The 25960-nt window shown below is 42.9% G+C and carries 21 protein-coding genes; 16 read left to right on the forward strand and 5 right to left on the reverse strand.

Annotated features, from left to right (window positions below):
• The first annotated feature begins 3 nt into the window (after nt 1-3).
• From C5749_RS10060 to C5749_RS10070, 3 genes are read left to right on the forward strand one after another with little or no spacing between them, the layout of a single operon-like run.
• Nucleotides 4-1602 carry a RagB/SusD family nutrient uptake outer membrane protein gene (locus C5749_RS10060; protein ID WP_105725670.1) on the forward strand — a complete coding sequence of 533 codons (1599 nt, stop codon included), beginning with the start codon at nt 4-6 and terminating at the stop codon, nt 1600-1602.
• Nucleotides 1603-1633: 31 nt separating this feature from the next.
• Nucleotides 1634-2512 carry an endonuclease/exonuclease/phosphatase family protein gene (locus tag C5749_RS10065; protein WP_146113730.1) on the forward strand — a complete coding sequence of 293 codons (879 nt, stop codon included), beginning with the start codon at nt 1634-1636 and terminating at the stop codon, nt 2510-2512.
• Between the two features lie 29 nt (nt 2513-2541).
• A complete protein-coding gene (locus tag C5749_RS10070) occupies nt 2542-3393 on the forward strand; it encodes an endonuclease/exonuclease/phosphatase family protein (protein WP_105725674.1) in 852 nt (283 codons plus the stop codon).
• Nucleotides 3394-3480: 87 nt separating this feature from the next.
• Here the strand turns inward: C5749_RS10070 and C5749_RS10075 are convergent, their stop codons facing one another.
• Nucleotides 3481-4440, reverse strand: a complete 960-nt coding sequence (locus C5749_RS10075) for a hypothetical protein (protein WP_146113731.1) — start codon at nt 4438-4440, stop codon at nt 3481-3483.
• A 129-nt stretch (nt 4441-4569) separates the two neighbouring features.
• Between C5749_RS10075 and C5749_RS10080 the strand changes: the two genes are divergently transcribed.
• Complete coding sequence (locus C5749_RS10080) at nt 4570-5592, forward strand: threonine aldolase family protein (RefSeq protein WP_105725678.1); 1023 nt, start codon at nt 4570-4572, stop codon at nt 5590-5592.
• A gap of 19 nt (nt 5593-5611) precedes the next feature.
• Here C5749_RS10080 and C5749_RS10085 read toward each other — a convergent pair whose 3' ends face one another.
• Complete coding sequence (locus tag C5749_RS10085) at nt 5612-6121, reverse strand: GNAT family N-acetyltransferase (RefSeq protein ID WP_105725680.1); 510 nt, start codon at nt 6119-6121, stop codon at nt 5612-5614.
• Between the two features lie 178 nt (nt 6122-6299).
• On the opposite strand from C5749_RS10085, the gene C5749_RS10090 reads away from it, so the two are divergent.
• On the forward strand, nt 6300-7244 hold the full coding sequence (locus C5749_RS10090) for an aldo/keto reductase (RefSeq protein ID WP_105725682.1): 945 nt from the start codon (nt 6300-6302) through the stop codon (nt 7242-7244).
• A gap of 2 nt (nt 7245-7246) precedes the next feature.
• Here the strand turns inward: C5749_RS10090 and C5749_RS10095 are convergent, their stop codons facing one another.
• The gene (locus tag C5749_RS10095) at nt 7247-7939 is read right to left on the reverse strand and encodes a hypothetical protein (protein WP_181151342.1); all 693 of its coding nucleotides are present in this window, start codon (nt 7937-7939) and stop codon (nt 7247-7249) included.
• Nucleotides 7940-8174: 235 nt separating this feature from the next.
• Here C5749_RS10095 and C5749_RS10100 point away from each other — a divergent pair, with 235 nt between their 5' ends.
• On the forward strand, nt 8175-9983 hold the full coding sequence (locus tag C5749_RS10100; RefSeq protein ID WP_105725686.1) for a helix-turn-helix transcriptional regulator: 1809 nt from the start codon (nt 8175-8177) through the stop codon (nt 9981-9983).
• A gap of 3 nt (nt 9984-9986) precedes the next feature.
• Here the strand turns inward: C5749_RS10100 and C5749_RS10105 are convergent, their stop codons facing one another.
• Entirely contained in the window at nt 9987-10772 is a 786-nt protein-coding gene (locus C5749_RS10105) for a hypothetical protein (protein ID WP_146113732.1), read from the reverse strand.
• Nucleotides 10773-11294: 522 nt separating this feature from the next.
• On the opposite strand from C5749_RS10105, the gene C5749_RS10110 reads away from it, so the two are divergent.
• The 3 genes from C5749_RS10110 to C5749_RS10120 are packed head-to-tail and all read left to right on the forward strand — an operon-like array spanning nt 11295 to nt 15434.
• Complete coding sequence (locus C5749_RS10110) at nt 11295-12893, forward strand: fucose isomerase (protein WP_105725689.1); 1599 nt, start codon at nt 11295-11297, stop codon at nt 12891-12893.
• Between the two features lie 19 nt (nt 12894-12912).
• Nucleotides 12913-14463, forward strand: a complete 1551-nt coding sequence (locus C5749_RS10115; RefSeq protein ID WP_245893700.1) for a sodium:solute symporter family protein — start codon at nt 12913-12915, stop codon at nt 14461-14463.
• Nucleotides 14464-14483: 20 nt separating this feature from the next.
• The gene (locus C5749_RS10120) at nt 14484-15434 is read left to right on the forward strand and encodes a dihydrodipicolinate synthase family protein (protein WP_245893702.1); all 951 of its coding nucleotides are present in this window, start codon (nt 14484-14486) and stop codon (nt 15432-15434) included.
• An 87-nt stretch (nt 15435-15521) separates the two neighbouring features.
• On the opposite strand, the gene C5749_RS10125 is transcribed toward C5749_RS10120, so the two are convergent.
• Nucleotides 15522-18461: a M16 family metallopeptidase gene (locus C5749_RS10125; protein WP_105725695.1), complete on the reverse strand. Its 2940-nt coding sequence runs from the start codon at nt 18459-18461 to the stop codon at nt 15522-15524.
• 266 nt (nt 18462-18727) lie between these two features.
• Between C5749_RS10125 and C5749_RS10130 the strand changes: the two genes are divergently transcribed.
• From C5749_RS10130 to C5749_RS10160, 7 genes are all read left to right on the forward strand, one after another.
• Complete coding sequence (locus tag C5749_RS10130) at nt 18728-19495, forward strand: hypothetical protein (protein ID WP_105725697.1); 768 nt, start codon at nt 18728-18730, stop codon at nt 19493-19495.
• A 174-nt stretch (nt 19496-19669) separates the two neighbouring features.
• Entirely contained in the window at nt 19670-20095 is a 426-nt protein-coding gene (locus tag C5749_RS10135; protein WP_146113733.1) for a hypothetical protein, read from the forward strand.
• Between the two features lie 33 nt (nt 20096-20128).
• Complete coding sequence (locus C5749_RS10140) at nt 20129-21355, forward strand: glycosyltransferase (RefSeq protein WP_105725701.1); 1227 nt, start codon at nt 20129-20131, stop codon at nt 21353-21355.
• A gap of 144 nt (nt 21356-21499) precedes the next feature.
• A complete protein-coding gene (locus C5749_RS10145; RefSeq protein ID WP_105725703.1) occupies nt 21500-23236 on the forward strand; it encodes a GMC oxidoreductase in 1737 nt (578 codons plus the stop codon).
• A 10-nt stretch (nt 23237-23246) separates the two neighbouring features.
• Entirely contained in the window at nt 23247-23885 is a 639-nt protein-coding gene (locus C5749_RS10150; protein ID WP_105725705.1) for a gluconate 2-dehydrogenase subunit 3 family protein, read from the forward strand.
• Nucleotides 23886-23909: 24 nt separating this feature from the next.
• A complete protein-coding gene (locus tag C5749_RS10155; RefSeq protein ID WP_105725707.1) occupies nt 23910-24491 on the forward strand; it encodes a MiaE family protein in 582 nt (193 codons plus the stop codon).
• A 428-nt stretch (nt 24492-24919) separates the two neighbouring features.
• Entirely contained in the window at nt 24920-25957 is a 1038-nt protein-coding gene (locus C5749_RS10160) for an LLM class flavin-dependent oxidoreductase (protein WP_342748696.1), read from the forward strand.
• Nucleotides 25958-25960 lie beyond the last annotated feature (3 nt).

A 25960-nucleotide genomic window follows, 5' to 3' on the forward strand; every position in this document is an offset into this window, starting at 1 on the left:
AAAATGAACAAACGATATATTTATTCAACGTGTTTAGCAGTTGGTTTGTTAACAACAACTGGCTGTGAGAAATTTCTAGTGCAGGATCACCCTACCAGTGTATACGACGAGCTGTGGTGGAATACGGCCGCAGACGCGGAGCTGGGGCTTTACAGGTGCTATGTCGGAATTCCGCATGGCCTTTCGGGACGGCAAATTATATTCTTGGATGCCCTAAGTGACCAGCTCGTGGCACGACAAAGTACACGTGGCGAATACGAAGCCTATGTTAAAGGAATACAAGCGTCGAATTGGGACAAATCCAACCATATTTATATGGACAACTATAAGACCATCCGGCGCGTCAACCGTTTACTCGAAAACATAGGTAAAGTGTATATGGAAGATTGGTTAAAAGACCGCTATATTTTGGAGGCTAGGGCCCTGCGGGCCTATTATCACATGGAGTTACTGCTTTTATTTGGTGGTGTACCTATTGTAACAACGGCGCTCAGCCCTGAAAATAGCTATATGGAAAGGAATACAGAGCAAGAAGTGTACGAATTTGCCCTATCTGAACTGCTGCAATGTGCTGAAGGACTACCTGCAAAATATGATTTTGCGGACCGCACCCGGATTACATCAGGTATTGCATATGCATTAGCTACGCGGCTTGCCCTGTTCTACCACGATTACGAAACGGCAAGACATGCATCCTTAAAAATTATTGAATCAGGAGAGTATGAGTTGTACAGAAGTGCAAATCCGACCAATAGCTATGCCGATCTATTTAGCTATGCTGGCGAAGAGAATAAGGAACGTATTTTCTTTCGGGATGAAGGGAACAGCGGTGCGTTTACCGCGATCGGCATGCCCAGCGAGGGCGGGCAAAGTGTACTATCGCCTACAGCGGCGATTGTCGACACCTATCAGCTCAAGGACGGACGCAACTTGAGTGAACTTTCTGCAGACTCTATTGCGCTATTTCATCGCGACCCTAACCATAAGGATATGCGCGATCCACGTTTGAAAGCGTCTGTTTTGCTTGTCGGCGATACCTTTATGAGCTCGACATTGAACCCATTCGATAATTCTATCGTTAACGCCAACCGCCTAGGAAATCAATTTTCAACCGTTACGGGTTACTGGGTGAAAAAACACCTTGATGAGCGAGACAAAGTCAATACACCCACTACGCGGATCCTTGATTTTATGATCATTCGTTATGCTGAAGTATTATTGAGTTACGCGGAGACCCTCGTCGAACTCGGAGAATGGGATCATCCGGATGTGCTGTATTACGTCAATTTAGTGCGTAATCGAGCCGGTATGCCAAGTGCTACGCTAAAAAAATACGATTCAAAGGAAAAAATGCGTGCGCTTATCCGCCAAGAAAGGTCGGTGGAGCTGGCATTTGAAGGCGTTCACTATTTTGACATCCGACGATGGGGAACTTGGAAAGAGGTGATGAACGGTACGGTATATGGCGCCGTCGATCCCGAAACCGGAAGGAAAATCGAAGTGGAAACCCGTACGACGAATGGCGACCGCTCCTTTTGGTGGCCTATTCCAGAAGTGGAAATGTTGTCGAATCCGAAGATGGAACAAAATCCTGGTTACTAATTGTTGAAAATAATATTTAAAGATACATGTTATGAAAACTTCATTAAGTTTCTTGTTTATATGCCTGATGGTCTTTTCTTCTTGTAGTAAAGCGCCTTGGGAAAGTTATGTCGCACCGGTGGATCCTAATCCGCCGACGCCCGGAGCAACAAATCCAGATGATGATAACGAGGGAGAAGAGAAAGATCCGAACAACATTAAAATTATTTCTATCGGCATAAACAATGCGAACGCCGACTACTCGGCGATCACCCAATTAATAAATAGTGAGCAAGCAGACTTAGTCGTGTTGCGAGAAGTTGATAAAAATAATACGCGTACGGGCATCAATATCAATCAGGCCGAAGTTATCGCAACCGATGTGGGTATGCAGTATGTGTTTGCGCCGCAGCTTGACAATTATAGGGAAGGACAGTTTGGGTTAGCGGTATTGTCAAAATTGCCAATCGAAGAATCCTCGGTTATGAAGATGCCAGTGGATCCCGCTGTAAACGGGGATGAACGTCCGTTGGCATACCTGAAAGTTAATTTCAGCAGAGACATCGATATAGCCTTTATTGGCGTACACTTAGATGATGGAAGCAATGCGAATAGAAGAAATCATAACCGCCCTTTACAGGGAGAAACGATCGTAAATTTCATTAAGGACATGGATATCCCCGTTTTCGTTGCCGGCAATTTCTTTTTTCAGAATGAAGGATCGGATATGCTGCCAACCGTCTTGACAGATGAGCTGTCATCAGTCTGTAGGCCTTGCGAACCAACGGTAACACAGTTTAATCAAGAGTTTACAGCCGATCATATTTTATATAAGAACGTCGGCGCTCAACAATTGGTCGATTTCCGACTGGCTCCTGTTATCAGTAGCCGGCGACCAGCAATAGTAGAATTTAAGATTATTACAGACTAAGTAACAAGTTGTCGTTAAAAATAGTGACTATGCGTAAATATATGTATTGGTTCGTTCTGTTGCTCGGCATAAGTATTTCCTGTCAAAAGAATGAAACGGTCGGTCTAGAGGAAGACAAAGGTTCTCCGAAAGGTGAACCGACGTTTGTTGTTGCCAGTTATAACATTCTGCACGACACAGAAGCTATATCGGAACATTATCAGTGGAGCAAGAGGAAAGAGCTGTTGATCAAACAGGTTATAGAAAATGAGATCGATATATTGTGTCTACAAGAGGATCAGACAAACCAAGTGGCAGATATTCAAAGGGCAACGGGATTGCAGGTTGCTGGTACAGCCAAAAGAATATTGTACGACGGAAAGCGGTTTTCCGTACGTAGCCAAGGACGGTTCTATCTGTCAGAAACACCAGAGAAGAGCTCGCACGGTTGGGACGCAGCAGTAATTAGGTTATGCAACTGGGCACTATTCAATGACCGGAATACAGGGCGTAACTTCTTTGTATTCAACGCACATTTCGATCATATAGGTGTGAAGGCGCGGGAGAAATCTGCACTGCTCATGAAAGAAAGAATCGATTTTATGACCAACGGGCAACCCGTGATTTTGACAGGTGATATGAACGCCTTACCGGGCAGCATGCCGATCCTTACGCTGACGCGTTTTCTTAATGATAGCCGCGCTGTCAGTGAAACCGCACCGGAAGGACCGATCGGTACGTATAACGGTATGAATAACGATCGAGCCTATGAAGGGCGTATTGATTATGTTTTTACAAGCAGTCACTTTCGGGTAAGAGAATACGCGGTACTACAGGATGAAACCGATGGGATTTTTCCTTCAGATCATTTTCCCGTTATCACAAACGTGGAGCTTAAATAAATTAAAATTAATTTTTAAGCGCATCATTTAACGAAAACCCTTGGTCTGTTTGTTCAGACTAAGGGTTTAGAATTTTAGCCCAACAGCTTAATCTACTTCTAACTTATCTAGCTCCATGAGAAAAGTATTTAGGTGTTGCGAGGTAGAGCGAACGACTGCTTGTAATTGATTAATCATCTGCGCTCGGGCATATAAATCATCTGCGCGATATGTTCCTCCTTTCGTGAAGTTGACGGATTTTTCGGCAGCCTCCTTATCTTCTTCAAACTGATACATAATCCAGCGTTCCCTCAAGTTATGAAGCAACGAGGTCTCTCCAGAATTGCTAAAAGCTTCCTCAGTCAACAAGTACCAAAGAAAAGGGGCCATTTCCCCATTATTGGTATTAGACCATACGTTTTCCAATAAATTACGATCATGTTTCAGTTGCGCTTTTTTGCCTTTTGGGTTGAGCATGATGAAACCCAAGGCGGTACCCGCAACGCCCGTTCCAATAGCAACCCCGTTATCCCAACCGCTATCACTTATTACCGCTCCGGCCAAGCCCGATATCGCACCTAATACGATGGAAGCAACGGTTAGACGCGTGTCGTTGTTAGCATTTATTTCGTTGATATAGCCGGCGATTTGTTCTACGCGTTCGCCTTCGCAGTCCAGCTCGGCAGTGGTTGCATCTATTTCCGAGTTGACGAGCAATGTTTTACTGTTAATTTTTTGTTTTAGCGTCGACACTTTAAGTTGTGTTCTTAGCGCCGTATCCATTCTTAATGCCTCGATAGTTCGCACCTCATCATCGAGCCCGAGGGCATCCATAATCAGAATACTGGAAACAGAATACCGGTTGCGCAGATCAGCATTTGTGGCAAGGACAGACTTCGCATCTTTGATTGCTTGTACATTAAAGTGATGAAAATTTCCAGGCGGGTTACAATAACTTTCTTTACTTAGGCTTGCCAATACGGTTCTTTTACTACTCGCGCAAGAAGCAAAGAGTAAAAATGCCCCAAAGATTACAGTAAGCTTCCATAATGTGATTCTGTCCTTCATGGTGGTGTCTTTAATAGCTATCCAAACATAGATAAATATTTTTTTATGGCGTAACCTAAAATGCAAGAACGAAAAGAAAAACGGTCCAGACTTTGTACTTTTGTGTTGATAAAATCCATGCACCACAGAATGTACAGTTTCAAAAATGATTATGCCGAAGGGGCACATCCTAATATTCTGCAAAAATTGCTAGAAACCAATCTTGTACAGCAAGACGGGTATGGCGAAGACAATTATTCCAGAGAAGCCAAGCAACTATTGAAACAAAAAATGGATAATCCTCAAGCGGCTATCTACTTTGTTTCGGGCGGTACGCAGACGAACCTAATTGTTATATCTGCGCTTTTAAGGCCACATGAAGCCGTTATCAGTGCGAAAACCGGACATATCTATGCCAATGAAACGGGAGCCGTTGAAGCGGTGGGACATCGAGTGATTACAGTAGGGGCAGAAAACGGTAAACTAACACCAACGGATATTCAACAGGTTCTACAGGAATATTCGTTAAGACCACACGTTGTAAAGCCCAGAATGGTCTATATATCCAATTCAACGGAAATTGGAACAATCTATAAAAAATCCGAACTCGAACAGCTATCGGCTTATTGTCGATCAAAAGACTTATATCTGTTTATGGACGGCGCTCGGTTAGGACACGCGCTGACCGCCAAGTCCAATGATTTGAGCCTATCCGATATAACCCGTTATACTGACGTCTTTTATATCGGTGGTACGAAGAATGGTGCATTATTAGGCGAGGCCGTAGTTTTCAATAATACACTTTTGGCGACGGATTTTGATTATATGTTGAAACAAAAAGGGGCATTACTAGCAAAAGGACGATTATTGGGTATTCAGTTTTTGACGTTGTTCGAAGGTGACTTGTATTTCGCTTTAGCCAAACATGCTAATGAAATGGCGATAAAAATAGCGGATGCGATGGAAGCACAAGGTTATTCTTTTCTTACAGCACCTACGACTAATCAAATTTTCCCTATTCTTCCTAAGCGTGTTATGGAAAAGCTCGCGCAAAAATATGCCTTCTATATTTGGAAACCCATTGATGAGGACAGGTTTGCCGTGCGATTAATTACGTCTTGGGCCACAGATGAGAATAAAGTAAACGAGTTTATTAACAGCCTGAAGGAATAATAAATGAATCAATAATAATTTAATGTGCGATAACTTTTTCAAAAGCTTTCCTAGATGCCCCTCGAAAAGTTACCTCTCCGCAATAAGTATAGCCCATTTTCTTGAAGATGTTGAGCATCCCGGCGTTGTCAAAATTTGTATCGGCTTTTACGCTGTGGATACGGTGTTGTCTGGCGAAACCTTCAATATACAGTAACATTTTTTGAGCCAAACCCTTGCCTAAATAGGTTTCGGAAATAGCGACCCGATGGTAAACCACAAAATCTCCCTCTGTAAGCCATTTTCCTTTTATATTGGCGTATTCCGGTTCGTCATTGATCAATATGGCACAATAACCCACGATAGTATCGCCGTCCGCCAATACATATCCATTTCCTTTTTCGATATCCGTTCTGATAACAGCAGGGTTTGGATAGCCATCCTGCCATTGATTGCTACCTTCTTCTTTTCGCCGTTGGATACCTTGAGCTAAAATTTCCCAAATTTGAGCAGCATCTTCCAGCTTTGCTTGTCTAAACGAATATTTCATGTGATATCGAGTTACTGATGTTAAAGGTGAGCCGCGACATCTCCTTTATAAGGGTTTGAATTTACAACTTTATTACAAATAAACAACAACGAGCGCTTTAAGATTCGCTAAATTTGATCGATGTGAGCCATTTGTAAGAAGGGACGTAAGATTTTTAGGAATTAGAATAAAGAGCAACATGAACAAAGTCACGATTAAAAACACGGATTTAGAAATAGCACCTATCAACTTTGGGGGCAATGTCTTGGGTTGGACATTAGATGAAAAAGCATCTTTTGAAATATTGGATAAATTTACCGATGCAGGTTTTAACTTCATTGATACGGCAGATACCTACTCTTGGTGGGTAAATGGAACCGGAGGCCAATCCGAAGAAATTATCGGTAAATGGCTTAAAAGTCGCGGCAACAAAAATCATGTCGTTATCGCTACAAAAGTCGGCTCTGAAACGAAGGAACATGGATTTGATATCAGTAAAAAATATATTTTAAAATCTGCCGATGAGTCTTTACAACGGTTGGGCGTAGATTATATCGATTTATATTATACACATTTTGATGATAACGTTACACCGGTAGAGGAAACCTTATCTGCTTATGACGAACTGATTAAGGCAGGCAAAATCCGTTACATCGCGGCTTCTAATCTTTCTCCTGCTCGATTAACGCAAAGTTTCGAAGTGGCCGAGAAAAGCGGTTTACCGAAATATGTAGCGCTGCAGCCACATTATAATCTGGTAGAACGTCATACCTTTGAGACTGATTATGCAGCTTTGGTTGAACAGTATAATTTAAGTGTTTTTCCATATTGGTCGTTGGCAGCGGGATTTTTAACCGGAAAGTACAGGTCAGAAGAGGACTTTGATAAAACCGTCAGAGGCGGTAGCGTTAAGAAATATTTCGATGATAGGGGAAAATCTATCTTGAAATCGTTGGATACCGTTGCCCGGAAACATGATGCAAAGCAGGCCACTGTCGCGTTAGCCTGGTTACTGGCAAATCCGCTGGTTACTGCACCTATCGTAAGTGCCACTAGTGAGAGTCAACTTCAAACCTTATTTGCTGCGCCAAAGCTGAAATTGGATGCCGAAGACCTTGCTATATTGAACGCGGCTAGTAAATAGCGTTAACTTTCTTGTTTGTCGGTGATATATATTTCCGTTAAACCATCATCGGATTTAAAACGTACATTATAGCCTGTCTGCTCCGTGAGCTTCACGGGCGGCAGGCTTTTTGATTCGAAACTTGTGCTGTTCATCTCCTCTTTTGGCCTGTGGGCGCTGTTCATCTCGGTTGATTTCGCGATGTGATAAACATCGCCTTCTACTTTTAGGACTTTAAACCAACCAAAACGACCCTCCATGCCCAGCGGATTTCCTTTCTCTTTATATATTTCATACCGACCAAAGTAGACGTCGCCCATTACAGGGGCCTGCTCCATCGCAACGTGCTTTTCAGATTTAGCCAGAGGCGGCTTTACGGAATCATAAATTAAGTAGCCGAATACACCTATGAAGAGAAGAATAAATAGCCACCCGACAACGGTCATTTTAAACACGAAAGGAGGCTTGGGTGTGTCTAGTGCCTTCTGTTGATAATATTCCTTCATCTCCGGTGTCCAAAACCGTTTTGAAATCCGTTTGTTCTCCACGGAGTCCCAATATTCACCAAAGGTTTTCTTCGTATATATGGTATAGAAAATCGTCCGTGCTTTATTTCGGTAAACACCTAGTACCATCGGGTTTCCTGGGGTTTTAGGGTTTTGTAGGTTGTCCGTATGATGTGTCGATTGTTCTATTTTTTGAATGTGAAAAAACATGGCCTTTAATGTTTGTTTACGTACTACAACGAAGTTCGCCATAAAAATTTGAAGTATAATAATTAAACGTATAACAAAGTATCTATCGGTGTTACGGGTGTATATACAAAGTATCTACAATTTTTTTATTTTGTTGATTTATAGTTTGTAAGAGATTCTGTAATCTTAAAATTATGATGCGCTATTTTATGCTAACATTTTATTTTGGCTATCTTGTTCTTCTGTAAAAACTTTTATGATGTTGACCAAAATACTTTTGTTTATTACTCTTTTCTTGATCTGTTCATTAGGACATGCACAATATATTCTGCCAGCTACGCAGCAAACGCTTAATACATTGGATGAGCTCCAATTGCGCAATAAATCCCCAGAAGCGTTTGACGTTTTAGAAAAAGCGATAAAGAATACAGGCTCTCCCACAGACTTGGCGTATTTGTACGCGCATCAAAGTGGTATGTATATTGCCGCGGATAGCCTGCTGAAAGGGAAAAGATTATTAGATCTTAGCATGGAAAATGCGGGAAAATCGAAGAGTCCACATGCTAAAGCCATTGCCTACCGTGCTAAAGCCTACCTAAGCAATATACTCAATCTTCCGGATGCTGTCGTAGAAGATGCTTTGACGGGGTTGAAATATGTCGAAGAGCGTAATGATGACTTGTTGACAAAATATCACCTTCATTATCTCCTGTACAGCGCTTATAGTAAATGGGATGATGAAGAAAAGATGGAAAAATATATCCGTATTTGCCAACAGTATGCAATATTGGCAAACAATATCAATCTGCAAGCGAACGTAAATAATGGTATGTCCAGTATGTTTCTTGCTCGATATAAAGCATCCGGTCAACAAAATTTATTAGATAGTAGTTATCACTATTTGGATAAGGCGTTAATATTATACCAGCGGTCGCCTGATAGAGTCAGTGGCAATACGTCAGTTATCACCTGCATCAATCTAGCAAACTACTATCTGGAGTTTTCCGGAGAGGATTTGATGACCCGCCGTCAAAAGGCCTTTTTACATCTCGATCTGGCAGAGAAGAAGCTCCGGCATGCGGAAGCAAGTTCAGAAAAATGGATTAATGTATATGGCATTAAAAGTGGTTTTGCGAAAAAGGAGGGAGATTTTATGCTTGCGGAACACTATCTTCTGCAGGGATTGAGTCAGTTGATGAATTCCAGCAAAAATCATTTTAAACTGGAGTATGTGGTCAACAAGGACCTAAAAGAGATCGCATTAAAGAACAATGACGTAAAAAAAGCATTGACGTATCAGCAAAGAGCGGAGGATTTGCTAAAAAAATCTTTTGATGAACAGCAACTCTTCAATGCCCAAAAACTGGAAGTTCAATATGAAACGGAGAAAAAGGATCAGCAATTGAAATTGTTGCGGGAGCGGGAGCTATTCCGTAAAAAACAAAACTACATGTACGGCGGGATTGCGGTAGCGCTGTTATTCGGGTTTGTGTTCATGTTTGTTTCCTATCATTTTAGACTAAAATATGCACTTGAAAGAGAAACGAAGCTGGCCAAGGAAAAAGAAGATGCTGAACATCAAGCAGCACTGGAATTGAAAATTGAGAAAGAGGAGCAAGCTAGATTAAAAGCTGAACAGGAGCTATTAGACTTAAAACGGCAACAGTTGGAAAAAGAAGCACTGGCAAATTCACTAATTATCGACCATAAAAACGATATGTTAAAGCAGATACAAGGCAAAATACGGAACGGTGATACTTCCGATATCCGAAAACTGCTGAAAGAAGAAATGTTGCTCCGTGCGGATTTTAATGATGTTAAGATGCAGATACAGGAGCTCCACCCGACCTTTTTCCAGCAACTGATGGAGAAAGCGGCTCATAAACTTACCCCGCTCGATTTGAAATATTGTGCGTACATCTATCTCCAGATGACGACCAAGCAGATCGCGCAGGCATTACACGTGGAACCACAGAGTGTCCGGATGTTCAAATACAGGCTGAAACAGAAATTTGGCCTCGGTAAGGACGTCGACTTGGAGAAATTCTTGTTATCCCTGTCTTGAAGCTTACTCCCATTCACTGCCACCGCTCGGATCGAATCTTGGCAAGGGGAAGGGTTTTTGAGCGACGTGCCTGTTTTTCAGCAACGTCCCGTTACGGACATGAAAAGTTGCCATGATGTCGGTGGCGTTATAACGGTTGTGTTCGGAAGGACCGTCTTTCGTTGCCTGCGTATTGAATAAATAGTACTGAACCTTGCCTATAACGATAATCAGGCTGTCCGTAAATAAATCCGGTCGCATGGCGGTGGTCAAACTTTTACCTTCTTTAGTGGGATTTTCGAAGACCATCGTCGTATGAGCGGTTGCCCCTTTCTCCTTCGGATCCGTCTGATTGATAACGATGAGGTGAAACGTGATGCCGATTCGGCTTAAGCGCTCGGGGAAGCTTTGCAGCGTCCAGCTTTTGTTTTCGGGGAGTGTGACCTTTATTTCCTGTCGGACCATATCGAACGAAAATTGTGGATGCCATGGAAGTACGGTGGCCCAAGACGCTCGTTTATTTAATGAGAACCCTTCCAAGACATTAATATTCGTAACGCTTTTGGCTTCCTCTTGCGAGAGTGTCTGATCCCCGTTGCGCATTTCCCGGAGCAGTGCGACCAGCTCGTTGAAAGCACTACCGGCTTTTAGTCGTGGACTAATAGCCACTAGATATTGGTATATTTTGGAGGCGATGGTACTCAGCCGTCCGAAATCCTGAGCCGTTACCCTGCTGTTTTCGCTTAATTGATAATCTTGTCCCTTTTTGCGTAGCTTTTTAGAAATAAACCTGTTAATGAGTTCGTCCATGTATAACGCGGTTAGCCTTTTTAGATTCTGTTTTCCACGAAAATAAAAAAAATTATTATGTTTGAAAAGCCAAACAACACGCACCTTCCCCTACATGGCACAGCCCTTTAAATCCTAACAGATAACCCCAGCAAAGTCCACCCAAGTCCATTAAAGTCCGCCTAAGTCCGTATTAACTTCGCCTTAACCTCGCTCCAACCTAACTTTAACTTCGCTTTACATTCGCAATATCTTCGAGATTACTACGGGGAACTATCGGCTATTTATCGATAAAAACCCGAACGATAGCCCTTCGGTAGCTGAATAAGAACCGAACAAGAACCGAAGAAAGTCCGAAGAATGTCTAAAGAGCGTCCGAAGCAGGGGTAAAGCAAGTGCGACGCGCTTCTTTCGTTCCGATAATTTATAAGCCGTCTGTAGCGTGGAATGATAAGATGTTATATATTTTGGAAAAGTTACATCACGAAATCATTGAATTTCTAAACCATCTTTGTAATACGGGACATTAATCGAAGGACAACAATGGATAATAATCAAGCTTATTTAGTATGTAGTGGAGATCTCAGACCTTCCGCAAATATCAAATGCTGGCCGATGCAGCAACAGATGGAGGACAAACTCCAACAGGCATTGCAACATGTTGGCTGGACCATCAAGCGAGCGCATGGGTACGACAAAGAAAAAGGACATGGCTTTATCGACTACCAGCATATTGGGGTTAAAATTTTCAGGGAAATAGATAAAAAAGCACCCCTTATTGTTGCAGAGAGCGTTTGGCAATATAGCCATCACGTGTTAGCAGGGCTAATTTCGCACGAAGGGCCTATCTTGGTCGTGACCAATTGGGATGGAACCTATCCCGGCTTAGTCGGCGCGTTGAACTTGACAGGCTCATTGACCAAAGCCAATGTGAACTATAGTTTTCTCTGGAGCGAAGACTTCACAGACGACTTTTTCAAAAGTAAACTACAGGAATGGTTGAACACAGGAACCCTCACGCATGATTATTCTCATGTACGAGCATTTGCACCGCAGGTCCTTACGAGGGAAGATCGTACATTGGCCGAAGGATTCGCAGCGAAGATGCAAAATGACAAAGTAATCATGGGCGTCTTTGATGAAGGTTGTATGGGTATGTTTAACGCGATTGTGCCGGACGCGTTAATTCATCAGCTGGGTATGTTTAAGGAACGTCTTAGTCAATCCACATTATACGCCAAAATGTTGACCGTTTCTGATGAAGAGGCACATGCTGTATTGGATTGGCTCCAAAAAAAAGGAATGAAATTCGACTGGGGTACGGATCCGGTGAACGAACTAACCAAAGAGCAGACGCTGGAGCAGTGCAAAATGTACGTTGCGGCACTTCATCTGGCGGATGAATTTGGATGTGATACGATTGGTATACAATACCAGCAGGGACTGAAAGACTTGGTGGCCGCGAGCGACCTGGTAGAAGGTCTTTTGAACAATACAGAACGGCCTTCCGTTTATAATGAAAAAGGAGAGGAACTATATCCAGAAGAAGCTTTACCGCATTTTAATGAAGTAGATGAATGTGCTGGGATTGATGGTTACATCACGTATCACCTCTGGAGACAGCTGGGGTTAAACGGTGATAATACGCTACATGACTTACGTTATGGGGAGAACTTTGTAGTAGATGGAAGAGAGGAATTTGTATGGGTGTTCCTGATATCAGGAGCGGTCCCCGCGTCTCATTTTGAAGGTGGATATAGCGGTGCGAGCAGCATGCGCCAGCCGCCGATGTTCTTCAAAAAAGGAGGAGGAACACTTCGTGGGGTAAGTCGCCCAGGAAAAATTGTGTGGAGCAGAATCTATATCGAGCAAGATGAATTGTGCTGTGATATAGGTACAGGACGTGCCGTGGAACTGCCGAAAGAGGAAACAGAAAGACGATGGGCGCTCACCGATCCGCAATGGCCGATTATGCACGGGGTGCTGGATGGCGTAAGTAGAGACCAAATGATGGCCAAGCATAAAGCCAACCACATACAGGTGGCTTATGTCGACGGCGATTTCGATGTGAAGAGAGCGGCAGAAATTAAGGCAGCAACATTTCAGTCGCTGGGAATTAAGGTGAATTTTTGTGGTATTTAAACTAATTGGTATATGATACATGATGAATAATTTACCAATCATAGATCTGGTTGTAATAGCTGTTTATCTGCTGGCGATGGTATTGGTCGGCGTATATTTTTCCAGAAAAAATACGTCCACTGATGCCTATACTAAAGCTGCAGGCAGTATACCCAGTTGGGCGATTGGAATTTCGCTTTATGCGACATTTTTAAGCTCAAATACCTTTCTCGGGGTTCCCGGTAAGGCTTACGGCGCCAACTGGAATGCTTTTGTTTTTAGTCTTTCTATGCCGCTAGCTGCTTTTATTGCAGCGAAGTATTTTGTGCCCTTTTATAGAAACCATAAGACGGTGTCTGCCTATACTAATCTAGAGAACCGATTTGGCGCGTGGGCGAGAAGTTATGCAGTAGTCTGCTTTCTACTGACACAGGTAGCAAGAATGGGCTCTATATTTTTTGGTATTTCACTCACTTTACAGGCCTTAACAGGGTTAGACATGTCCGTGATCATGTTGGTTACGGGCGTATGTATCGTCGTATACACCGTGCTTGGAGGATTGGAAGCTGTCATATGGACGGAGGTGGTGCAAGGACTACTGCTGACAGTAGGTGCGGTGATTGTCATTGGAACGCTGATTTATAATACTCCAGGCGGCACCGATACCATAATTGATATCGGCTTGAGAGATAATAAATTTAGCTTGGGGTCGTTCTCCTTGACGGATTTTTCCTCATCTACGTTTTGGGTTATTTTGTTATATGGCTTCTTTATGAACCTCACAAACTTCGGGATGGACCAAAACTACGTTCAACGTTATCATGCCGCACCAAGTGCTAAGGAAGCTACTAAATCGGTGTGGTTGTGTGTGTGGCTTTATCTGCCTATATCCTTATTGTTTTTCGTTATAGGTGTGTGTTTGTATGCTTATTATGATGTCAATCCGGAATTGTTAGTGACAGTTAAAGAACAAGCGGCTTTGGAACGAATGGGTGCAGGAGGCAACCTTGCGGGGACAATGAATGTCCTAACGCCAGCAGATTACGGCGACAAAGTGTTGCCGCATTATATGGTAAACCACATTCCTGTAGGAATCTTGGGGTTGATCGTTTCTGCTATTTTAGCCGCCGCTATGAGTACGATCAGTTCAGGAATGAATGCTTCTGCCACCGTTTTTACGGAGGACATCTATAAACGCTACATCAATCCCAATATATCCGATAAGGGCAACCTGCGCCTGCTATTAATCTGTACAGGGGTATTTGGTGTGATCGGAATGTCGGCAGGCATTGCAATGATTGGCGTCCAGAGTATATTGGATGTGTGGTGGACCTTGTCCGGAATCTTTGCAGGCGGTATGCTTGGCCTGTTCTTACTTGGAATTACCAATAAAAAGGTAGGCAATAGCGATGCGATGTTAGCTACCGGTGTGGGAATAGCCGTTATCCTCTGGATGACATTCTCCTATCTGCTGCCTGAACATTATGCGTTCCTGAGGAATATGCTTCATGCGAATATGATTATTGTGGTCGGAACGATGGCGATTCTCTTAGTGGGGAATATTAGCCAGCGGTTACGACCTAAAGCGTAATACCCCAATAACTAAAACATATGAATATTTTAACGATGAATAATAGCAAAAAATTTATACCGGTGATGTTGATGCCGTTTAAAGAAGATTTGGAGATTGATTATGACGCATTGGACCGATTGGTTGATTTTTATCTTGAAAGTGGAGCCGGTGGATTGTTTGCCAACTGTCTATCCAGTGAGATGTATCAGTTGTCGGTAGAAGAAATGGTAGATTCCGTAAGCCATATAGTACATCGTGTAAATGGGCGTGTTCCTATCGTAGCGACCGGTTCTTTTGGCGAAACAACAGCGGAACAAGCCGAAAATGTAAAGAAAATATATGAAACGGGCGTTTCAGCGATTATTTTGATATCCAGTCTGTTGGCGAAGGAAGAAGATTCAGAAGACGTGTTCAGAAAAAATGTCTATCAATTGTTGGATCTGACAGGAGATATTCCTGTAGGATTTTACGAATGTCCGATTCCTTACAAACGTGTTATATCTCCTGCGTTGCTAGGCGAACTGGTGGCGACTGGACGTGTAAAATATCATAAAGATACCTGTTTGGATATTGTAAATGTGCGCCAAAAAATAGCAGAGACGGAGGCGGAGCGCACCTTCGGATTGTACGATGCTTATATGGTACATGCTGTAGCGTCTTTAAAAGCCGGATCTGCTGGTCTTTCGTGTATCCAAGGAAACTATTTTCCGGAGCTTGTGGTGTGGCTGTGTGATAATTACGCTAACGTTGAAAAACAGGATAAGATAGCCAAAGTACAGGAGTTTTTCGCAGGCAATATGGCCGTTATGCATGATACTTATCCAGCCAGCGCAAAATATATATTGAAGCAGCGGGGAATGCGTATCGGATTGACTTGTAGAAATGGAAGTGTGCTGCCGAGTACGGAAACGACGAAACAATTGGATTTGTTGTTGCAAGATTTTGAACGTCTATCCGATGAGATAGATTTGATGAGCGTCAAAAAATAGATTCCAATAAAAAGGGGCACTGTAACGGTGCCCCTTTTATATTAAGCTATCGAATAGGTAGCGACAGCCATCTTACACCTATAGTGTCTAATATCCGAAAATCTCCTCTAATGAGATCTTTTTAACTTCTCCAATTTTCTGCAGATCTTCCATATTTAAGCTTTCTTCATCACCGATCACGCAATAACTATAAGCCTTATCCGCGAGTTGCTCGGCGTGGAATGCTTTTAGATCCGTATATTGTAATGAAGGTAAGCGTTCATAAATATTCTTGCGAATATCTGTTGTATTGCCAAGACGTTTCGCGGTCAAATAATTATGGAGTTTGTTTTCGTTCCCTATGCGATCACTGGCGATCGATTTTCGAAGACTTATTCGAGCCGTTTCCAGAGCCATTGGGGATTCAGGTAGCGTGTTTAGCAGGTCATTCATGCCTGCTAAAGCTTCATTAAGTTTGTCAGATTGTGTAGCAATATAAGCACCCACCATGCCGTGATTTTCCTTTTTGCGAGGCTGGCCATAATAAGCATAAGTGGTATAAGCTAGCGCTCTCGCTTCGCGAAGTGTTTGGAAGACAATACTACCCATGCCACCACCAAAATAACTGTTAAATAGCGATATGATTGGCGCTTTTTCTACGTCGTATCTTTCTGTATTACGTAGCCAGAATATTTCGACCTGTTTCATATCATAGTGTGCCAACAAAACTTGGTTCGCTGTTGTTGGTTTTTCAATAAACCGCTTGCCGCGTTTCGGCGTAAGGTAAGCCCCATTATTGTTTTTCAATGACGGCAAGGCAGCTGTTAGTTGTTGCTGCTCCCAAGGGCCGTAATACAAAATTGTGTGTTCCGTTTTAGCCAAATCGTGTAGAATGCTGACCAAGTCCTCCGCATGCAGCTGGTCTAGCTCAGCGTCTGTCAGGGTATAGTTAAAGGGGTTTTTTGTCCCGTATTTGGCATAAGCTTGTAGGCCGGCCAATATATTTTTCTTGTCGTTTTTAGCGTTCAGCCGAGATCGTTTCAAGCGTCCTTTATATGCTTCAAAGGCGTCCTGGTCTGCAACACATTCACGGAGCAGCTGTTGAATTAAACGGACCGTTTCCGTAAAGTTCTCATTCAACCCTGATATCGAAACTGCCGTTTCCTCATCACCCGCGCTAACGCGAAACGAGGAAGCCAATTTGTAAAATTCAGTGCTGAAATATTCGCTGGAATGATTTGCTGTGCCCAGAAATTGAAAATAGCCAAGTGCTAATGGCAACAGCTTATTATCCCATCCTCCCATATCGTATTGATAAGACAGGTTGAACAGCTCATTTTCTTGATTTTGAACAGTTAGTATCTCCTGTCCGTCTAATTTTCCTTTGGAAATATCTTTCTCATAGTTAACCCACTGTGGCGTAATCGACGCCTCTGAGATTTCATTGACCTTTCCCAGAAAATCCGACTGTACATCTCTGTTGATCGTAATCGGCGTGATAGTCGGTTTTTCTACTTTGTCGACCGTGGCATCGGTTCCTTGGCGCTTAAATACTGCCACATAATTTTGCTCGTTTAAGTATTTTTTTGCGAAGGTGACTACGTCGTCTTTGGTGAGTTTTGCTAAGCGGTCCATATAAGCCAGTTCATCTGCCCAGTCTACTTCGGATGTAAATGCATTCATCAGATCTTCTGCTCGGCTCTTATAGCTGGCGGTACGCATAATCTGGCTTTTCCGCTCATTATTGATGATTGAAGTAATCAAGTCATCCGAAAAATTCCCGTCTCTGAGCTTTGCTAATTCTGTCAATAATAGTTCGCGAACTTGATCCAAGGATTGGCCCTGAGAAGGGTTGCCTTGTAATATCAGCATGGAGTAATCTTTGAGGACGTAAGGAAATGCACCGGCACCAAGTAATTTCTGCGATTTTACGAGGTTGAGATCGATGAGCCCTGCCGAACCATTTGTAAGGATACTCGCCATCAGGTTAAGCATCTGCGCCTCTTCTGTGGCCGCGCCCGGGAAACGAAAGCCCATTAACAACAATTCTGGGTTAGGCCCTTTTACTTCACGGACAACCGGCTTGTTAATAGGTTGTTCTGCGTCGAAGCGATAGACGGGAATGGCCTTAGGACGCATGTAAGCAAATGCTTGATCTATCTTACGGATCATCTCTGCCGGCTCGAAATCGCCGGACATAATTATACCCATATTATTTGGTACGTAATAGGTACTGTAATATTCATTGATGGCCTTTAAGGAAGGGTTCCTTAAATGTTCTACCGAGCCCAGTATGGTTTGTTTTCCATAATTGTTGTTCGGAAATAAGGAAGAGAAAATAGCTTCAATGGCTTTTCTATTGTCATTATCTAAGCTCATATTTTTCTCCTCATATACGGTTTCCAGCTCCGTATGGAAGAGGCGGAGGACGGGGTCGCGAAAGCGTTCTGCCTGTACAGTCAGGTATTTGTCGATCACTGTATTAGGTATGTCTTCGATATATACGGTCTGTTCATACGAGGTAAAAGCATTTGTTCCTTCAGCGCCCATATTGCTCATAAGCTTGTCGTACTCATTCGGAATCGCAAACTTAGCCGCCAATCCTGATACACTATCGATTTCGCGGTAAATAGCTTTACGTGCCTGCGCATCTTCTACTTTATTGTACTGTTCGTACAACGCCTCAATCTCATCCAATAACGGTTTTTCTTTTTCCCAGTCTAGCGAACCAAATTTAGAAGTTCCCTTGAAAAGCATATGTTCCAAGTAATGTGCTAAACCAGTGTGATCTTTTGGATCGGTTTTGCCACCAGCTTTAGTCGCGATATATGTCTGTATGCGTGGCTCCTTTTTCGTCGGACTCAGGATGACGGTTAGCCCATTATCCAATTTGTAAAACCGAGCTGCCGTTGGATCGCCCGGGACATACATGTAGCTGTATGCACCGTCTTTACCTTCTTTCCATGTATAGGAGGAGCTTTGAGCGATACCTGCGCTCGCCCATACAAGCAATAAAATGAAGGCAATTGATTTGAAGGTTGTGTTCATCTATTTAATTTTTTCTGTGGTGGAAAATTTTGTCATCTATGCTGCCATCAGCAGAACAAATAACGAATCAGCAAAGTAAGGGACAAGTAATATTATTTTCAACTAGTTTTGATAACTTCCATAATTTTTATGGCATTTAACTGTTTTTAACGTAAATATTTTTGTGTATACCTGGTTATATTTGGGCTGTTAGTTTTCTGTAAAGAAATCTTTCTGTAAATTAGTCGACGCATTATGGACAAGATGGGATTTTATACAGAACAACTATGACAAAATTTTTGGTTTTTTTTATCGCTACGTTTTTTATTGCTGTCCATATTTCTGCGCAGGAGACACGTATTAACATTCGTGCAAAAGCTAAGGATGCCAAGTTTATCGGCTCGTCCTTAGGTGGAGCGCATATTATCGTTCGTAATAAGGTCAATGGCCAGATATTGGCAGAAGGTAAGACTGAAGGTTCTACTGGTGATACAAAGTTGATCATGGATCAGCTTTTGCAACGAGGAGAATCGATTGCTACGCCAGAAACAGCCAAATTTCAGGCGGTATTGGACATTGACGAGCCTACATTCGTCGAGATCGAAGTGCTGTCGCCGATCAACCTTAAAACATCGCAAGTGCGTGCAACCACCGAATTATGGGTTATCCCCGGTAAGCATATCTTAAACGATGGCATTGTGCTTGAAATACCCGGATTGATCATCGATGTGCTGGAGCCCCGGACGCATGCGTATATCTCGTTAAATAGCCTTGCCAGTCAATCATTGCCTATACAGGTCAATGTGGTTATGATGTGTGGCTGTTCCGTCGAATCTGGTGGGCTATGGGATGCCGACAAAATGGAAATTAAAGCGATGGTAAAGCATAATGGTAAACGTATGGACGATGTGACCTTAAAGTTTGCGTCGCGTAATCTCTTCGAAGGCCGGATACCCGTTACTGACACGGGTAATTATGAAGTTATTGTATATGGTTACGAAGAACATACAGGGAACACCGGGCTGGACAAAGTGAATTACGTCATACTTGATTGATGGCGTCGTTCATCTTTTAATGCTGCTACTGTTTCGTTTACAGTCGCGAAATTATCTAAGACATATTGTGCCCAGGCCGAGATGGCAATGCCTCGATTAATTTATCGTTTCAATTTAGACGGCTGATTTTGGCATTATACTTGGATATCTCCTTTTGTAATTTTAAAATGAAGAATGATGAAAGGAATAACATTTAGAACCTGGATGTTCCTGCTTACAGGAACAATTCTGATGGGGCTCTCGTCTTGTAGTAAAGAGACCGTGGATAATATTGGCAGAGACACAGCGTTGAATATTATTCGTTCGAACAAGTGGTTTGATGTGGTGAAAACAACGTCGGTTGCTGATCAGGCCGATGTACGGGTAATGTTGGTGGGAGAAGGTGAAAATATGGAGTTTAAATCCAACGGATACGCTTATGTGTATGGGGCAGAAGGAGGAACAAGCTCCTATTCCTATAGTATGCCAACTAGTAAAAAGATGATTTTTGATGATGTGGAGTATGATATTCAGGAAAATATCGTCCAAACCGTAGCTAAATTTACGTTGGTAAATACAGCGGGCAACATCACTACAAAAATTGAATTTAGACGGAGATAGCCTTCCAAAATGTAAATTGCTTATTTTAGTCCGATGAAAACAACCCTTTTCATCGGACTTGTTTGGCCTGAACCTCAATCATCTGCGGCAGGGACACGTATCCTGCAATTAGTTCGGATGTTCCAAAGCGGGGGATACGAAGTGGTTTTCGCTTCGGCTGCTATCAGATCTCCCTATAGCTACCCGCTTTCTCGAGAGGGTGTTCGGGAAGAAGATATTCAGCTCAATGACAGCAGTTTTGATACCTTTATTACAGCATTAAAACCCGATATTGTTGTTTTTGACCGTTTTGTCAGCGAGGAACAATATGGATGGAGGGTAAGGCAGTATTGTCCATCTGTACTAACTATATTGGATACAGAAGATTTACATTTTCTTCGTCGGGCACGACAGGAAGCCGTAAAACGAAATACAGCGCTGGATTATTATAATGATATTACCACGCGAGAGATAGCCGCTATACTACGCTGCGACCTTTCTTTAATTATTTCGGAGAGCGAAATGAAACTTCTTTTGCAGACATTCCGTTTGCCCGCTGAAATTTTATGCTATCTCCCCTTCTTAGAACCAAAAATAGAAGAATCGGCAACAGATAAATGGCGTCCTTTCGGCCAACGGACGAACTTCGTGTTCATCGGAAACTTCCTACACGAGCCTAATTGGCATACAGTCCGGGTGCTGAAAACAGAAATATGGCCAAAAATAAAGAAACGCTTACCGCAGGCGGAATTGCATATTTACGGTGCTTATGCAAGCGAAAAGGTCTATCAGCTACATCAGCCTAAAGATAATTTTCTGATAAAAGGAAGAGCCCAAGATGCGCGCGAAACCCTCGAAGCCTACCGGGTATTGATTGCCCCGATTCAGTTTGGAGCGGGTGTAAAAGGTAAATTTATCGATGCTATGCAAGCGGGTACTCCTTCCGTTACGACTGCCATAGGTTCGGAATCAATGACAGTCGACGGGCACTGGAATGGATATATTGAAGATGATCCGGACAACTTTGCAGCGAAATCGGCTATTTTATATAGCGACCCGAAGATCTGGTGGGAAGCACAGAGAAAAGGAATAACGTTACTGAATACAACAAGTAGTAAAGCACAGTTTGAAATACCATTTCTTACGTATATAGCTGAATTGAAAGAGCGATTGCATACGCATCGTCGACAAAATTTTATCGGACAAATCTTACAGCGTCAATACCATAATGCCAGTAAATATATGTCGCTTTGGATCGAGGAGAAAAATAAAACGCGCTGAGGGCATTCCTGAGAGGCGATAGACAACTTCGGTAATAAATAGGATAACATTCTTCTCAAATTAGATTTTTTTTTTACTTTGGTGGTGGCTAAACAGTATCAGAGAAGAGAAATTTTTTTACCGCTTTTTACAAATTCATAAAATATGGGCGAATATCAAATAAAAGAAAGTCCGGAGGTTTACGACGCTATTGTGGTTGGGTCGGGAGCTGGAGGAGGTATGGCAGGCTATATTTTGGCCCATGCAGGATTGAAAGTGTTGATGTTGGAGGCAGGACCATTCTATGATCCGGCGAAAGATGCATTGCAATTGCGATGGCCTTGGGAGTCGCCTCGTAGGGGAGCGGGAACAACCCGTCCGTTTGGAGATTTTGATGCCGCCTATGGAGGCTGGCAATTAGAAGGGGAACCTTATAGTACAGTCAGCGGAACGGAATTTGAATGGTTCCGCGCGCGTATGCTCGGAGGTCGGACCAATCATTGGGGTCGAATTTCTTTACGTATGGGGCCGGATGATTTTAAACCGACAGACGGTGTTACCGAAGAATGGCCAATTACCTACGAAGAGGTCAAGCCTTTTTATGATCGCGTAGACCGTATGATTGGTATCTACGGAACGGTTGAAGGTATACGAAATGAGCCGGATGGCATTTTTATGAAGCCACCAAAACCCCGTTTGGGTGAACTTTATATTGCTCGGGGAGCAAAAAAAGCAGGTGTTCCGGTTATTCCGGGACGAGGCGCGGTTTTGACCGAGTCTTCTCCGGAGATCAAAGGACGTGGAACGTGTTTCTATTGTGGACAGTGTGGAAGAGCCTGCAAGGTATATGGTGATTTCTCTTCGTCTTCTTGTTTGGTCATGCCGGCGATGAAGACCGGAAATCTGAAAGTGATAGATAACGCTATGGTGCGCGAAGTACTCACAAACGATGAAGGGTTGGCGACGGGTGTTTCCTATGTGGATACCAAAAGTTTACAAGAGTATGCTGTGAGAGGAAAAACGGTGATTCTTGGCGCGAGTGCTTGTGAAAGTGCGCGTATCATGTTGAATTCCAAATCATCCGCCCACCCAGGTGGACTGGGCAATAGTACTGGTTTAGTAGGAAGGTATCTACACGACTCGACGGGGTCGAGCGCTTGGGGTTTTTTACCCCAGTTATTGGATAGAAAACGTTTTAACGAGGACGGCGTAGGCAGTGTGCATATTTATTCCCCATGGTGGGAAGACAATAAGAAATTGCGTTTCCCCAGAGGCTATCATATCGAATATGGTAGCGGCTTAAATATGCCGGGATATGGATTCTTAAACTGGGTACCCGGTGCTGTGGGTATGGTGGCCGGTAACGGTGGAGAAAAGCGAGATAGTGGAGGATATGGTGCGTTACTGAAGCAAGATTACCGCCGCTTTTACGGTGCATCCATTGGGATGGCTGGACGTGGTACTGCTTTGGCAAGAAAGGATAACTATTGCGAAATAGACCCAACACGAGTGGATAAATATGGTATTCCCGTATTACGTTTTCACTACAAATGGGCCAACGAGGAAGTGGAGCAAGCCAAACATATGCAAGAGACATTCAAGTCGGTCATGCACGAGATGGGGGCTGTTGTTTTGTCGCCCGAGCAGGGACCAGAAACAAAATATGGTTTGGAAGCGCCTGGTGTGATTATCCATGAAGGTGGAACAACGCGTATGGGAAATGATCCCAAGACGTCGGTCTTGAATAAATGGGGACAAGCGCATGAGTGCAAGAACTTGTATGTAGTGGATGCAGGACCTTTTGTGCAGCAAGGGGATAAAAACCTAACTTGGACCATCTTGGCGTTGTCCATGCGTACAGCAGAATATATATTGGAAGAGAAGAAAAAGTTAAACGGCTAATCGAAAAGATATGAATAGACGAGAATCTCTTAAGGCATTAGGTTTACTTGCAGCAGGAGCGGGCGTTTTAGCCACAGCCTGTAACGGCGAAAGTGCGAAGGAAGCAAGAATCGCTAACGAGGCTTCTGATAAGTTGCCCGGAGTTGAAGATTGGGAACACGAGCGAACGCAGAAACTGCTCGAAGAAAAATTTTTTACAGACCATGAAATGGCGACCATTACGGTATTAGCTAATATTATTATACCAAAGGATGATACTTCTGGTAGTGCCTCAGAAGCAGGTGTGCCGGACTTTATCGAATTCATTGTAAAGGATCTTCCCTCCAACAAGATTCCGATGCGTGGCGGGCTGAAATGGATGGACGTACAATGCCAGAAGCGGTACGATAACGCATTTATAAAATGTACTAAAGAACAGCAAATCGAACTCATCGACGAGATTGCTTACCCTGACAAAGCTAAACCGGAAATGCAGCAAGGGGTTGCGTTCTTCTCTTTGATTCGTAACTTAACGGCTTCAGGATTTTACACCACCGAAATGGGCGTTAAAGATATTGGTTACGTAGGGAACAGACCCGGTGTATGGAACGGTGTCCCAGAGGATATATTGAGAGAACATGGGTTTGACCCCGCGCAATTTTTTGGATAATCCAAGGGTTTAATAGAAAAGAATATGTTAGGACTAAAATTATTGACAGATCCTCGTTGGGCAAATATCGCAGCATCCAATTTAGATGAAATTCTCACAGATCACGCTTGGTGTGAACAAAAGGCGGCATCTAATGCGATTACGTTGATTACACAGAATCCAGAACACGAAGATCTCGTTCATGAATTGACCGCTATCGCGATTGAAGAAATGCAGCATTTCCAGATGGTAATCGATATTATCAAAGCCCGTGGCTATGCACTGGGAAGGGAAAGGAAAGATGATTATGTTGGACAACTGATGAGATTTTCGAAGAAAGATGGTTCCCGTAATCAAGCGTTTATTGACCGTTTATTGTTTGCAGCAATGATCGAAGCACGTAGCTGTGAGCGTTTTCGTGTTCTTTCTAAAAATATAGACGATCAAGAGTTAGCAGAATTCTACCACGATTTGATGGTCTCCGAAGCAAACCATTATACTACGTTCCTCCATTTTGCACGTAAATATACGACAGATGTCGACGTAGATAAAAGGTGGCAAGAATGGTTGGATTTTGAGGGAAAGCTCATTCAGAGTTACGGTAAAAAGGAATATATTCATGGTTGATTAGGTACTTTTTTAGAAAAAAGTACAACAAAAAATCGTCGCTTCGAATCTTTGAGAAGAGGGATAGTGCTAGAATGAGTTTCTACATGCCTCAAAAATTCGTATGCGACCTTTAAGGTTAATTTTGATTAGTGCAAATGCGTATTAAAAAGCGAGCAATATTGCTTTGCGATTATGCGGGTTAAATTGACATTGTATTGTTCTGCGTTGATTTTTACGAAGACTATTCCGTTAAAAACAGCATGTTGTCTGAGCGGAGCGAGTTTCATGCTGTTTAGGAATAGAGGAGAAAAAATAGCAGAACTATACAAGTCGTGATCTTTTGTTTCTTTTCCATCTAGGGAAAAGAAAAAAGAAATACTTCTTGATCTACATCAATACCCACCGCGAAAAACATCCCTATCTTTGTTTTAGAAAGGAAAAAAGCTATGATCGAATTAGGAATAGGGATGTTCGGGGATGTCCATATAGATCCCACAACAGGCAAAATGCAATCTGCGGCGCAACGTACACAGGAGATTATCGAAGAAATCAAATTGATGGATGAAGTCGGTGTGGATTTCTTTGGAATGGGGGAACACCATCGTATAGATTATGCCGTTGCTTCTCCGGAAATTATATTGGCGGCAGCTGCTACGGTAACGAATAATATCAAGTTAGGTAGTGCGGTTTCTGTTATCAGCTCGGCAGACCCCGTTAAGTTATTTCAGGATTTTTCAACGGTAGATCTGCTATCGAACGGCCGAGCGGAGATCATGGCCGGTCGGGGATCTTTTATAGAGTCTTTCCCACTATTCGGTTATGACTTGAAGGACTATGCCGAACTTTTTGAGGAAAAGTTAGCGTTGTTGCTGCGATTGAATAAGCAAGAGACTGTTACCTGGTCGGGTAAGTTTCGGAAACCATTGATAGATCAGGAAATCTTTCCTCGCCCCGTTCGTGGTTCTTTACCCATCTGGGTAGCTGTTGGAGGAACAACTTCTTCGGTAATCCGAGCAGGGAAATTGGGACTTCCTGTTATGTTTGCGATTATCGGTGGTGCAATTGATAACTTTAAGCCGCTGTTTGAAGTGTACCGACAAGCGTGGGAAGATAATGGACATGCTATGGATAACTTTCAGGTAGGCGTCCACATGCATGCATTTTTTGGAGAAAATGGTCAGGAAGTAGCAACCCAGTATTATCCGCTTTATGCTGCACAGATGAATAGAATCGGCGCATCGAGAGGTTGGCCACCTTATCAACGCTCACAATACGATTTCGGACGCTCTATCCATGGACATTTGGTGGTAGGGGACGTGAACCAGTCCGTAGAAAAGATATTGCATGTTATAGAAACGTTTGGCCTGACTCGTTTTTCTGCGCATACGGATGTAGGTAGTCCAAATCATAAAGATATGATGAAAGCTATTGAGCTGTATGGTACGCATATTATGCCGAAGGTAAAAAAGGCGTTAAAAAAATAAATA

Source organism: Sphingobacterium gobiense, from assembly GCF_002980575.1.
Classification (GTDB): Bacteria; Bacteroidota; Bacteroidia; order Sphingobacteriales; family Sphingobacteriaceae; genus Sphingobacterium; species Sphingobacterium gobiense.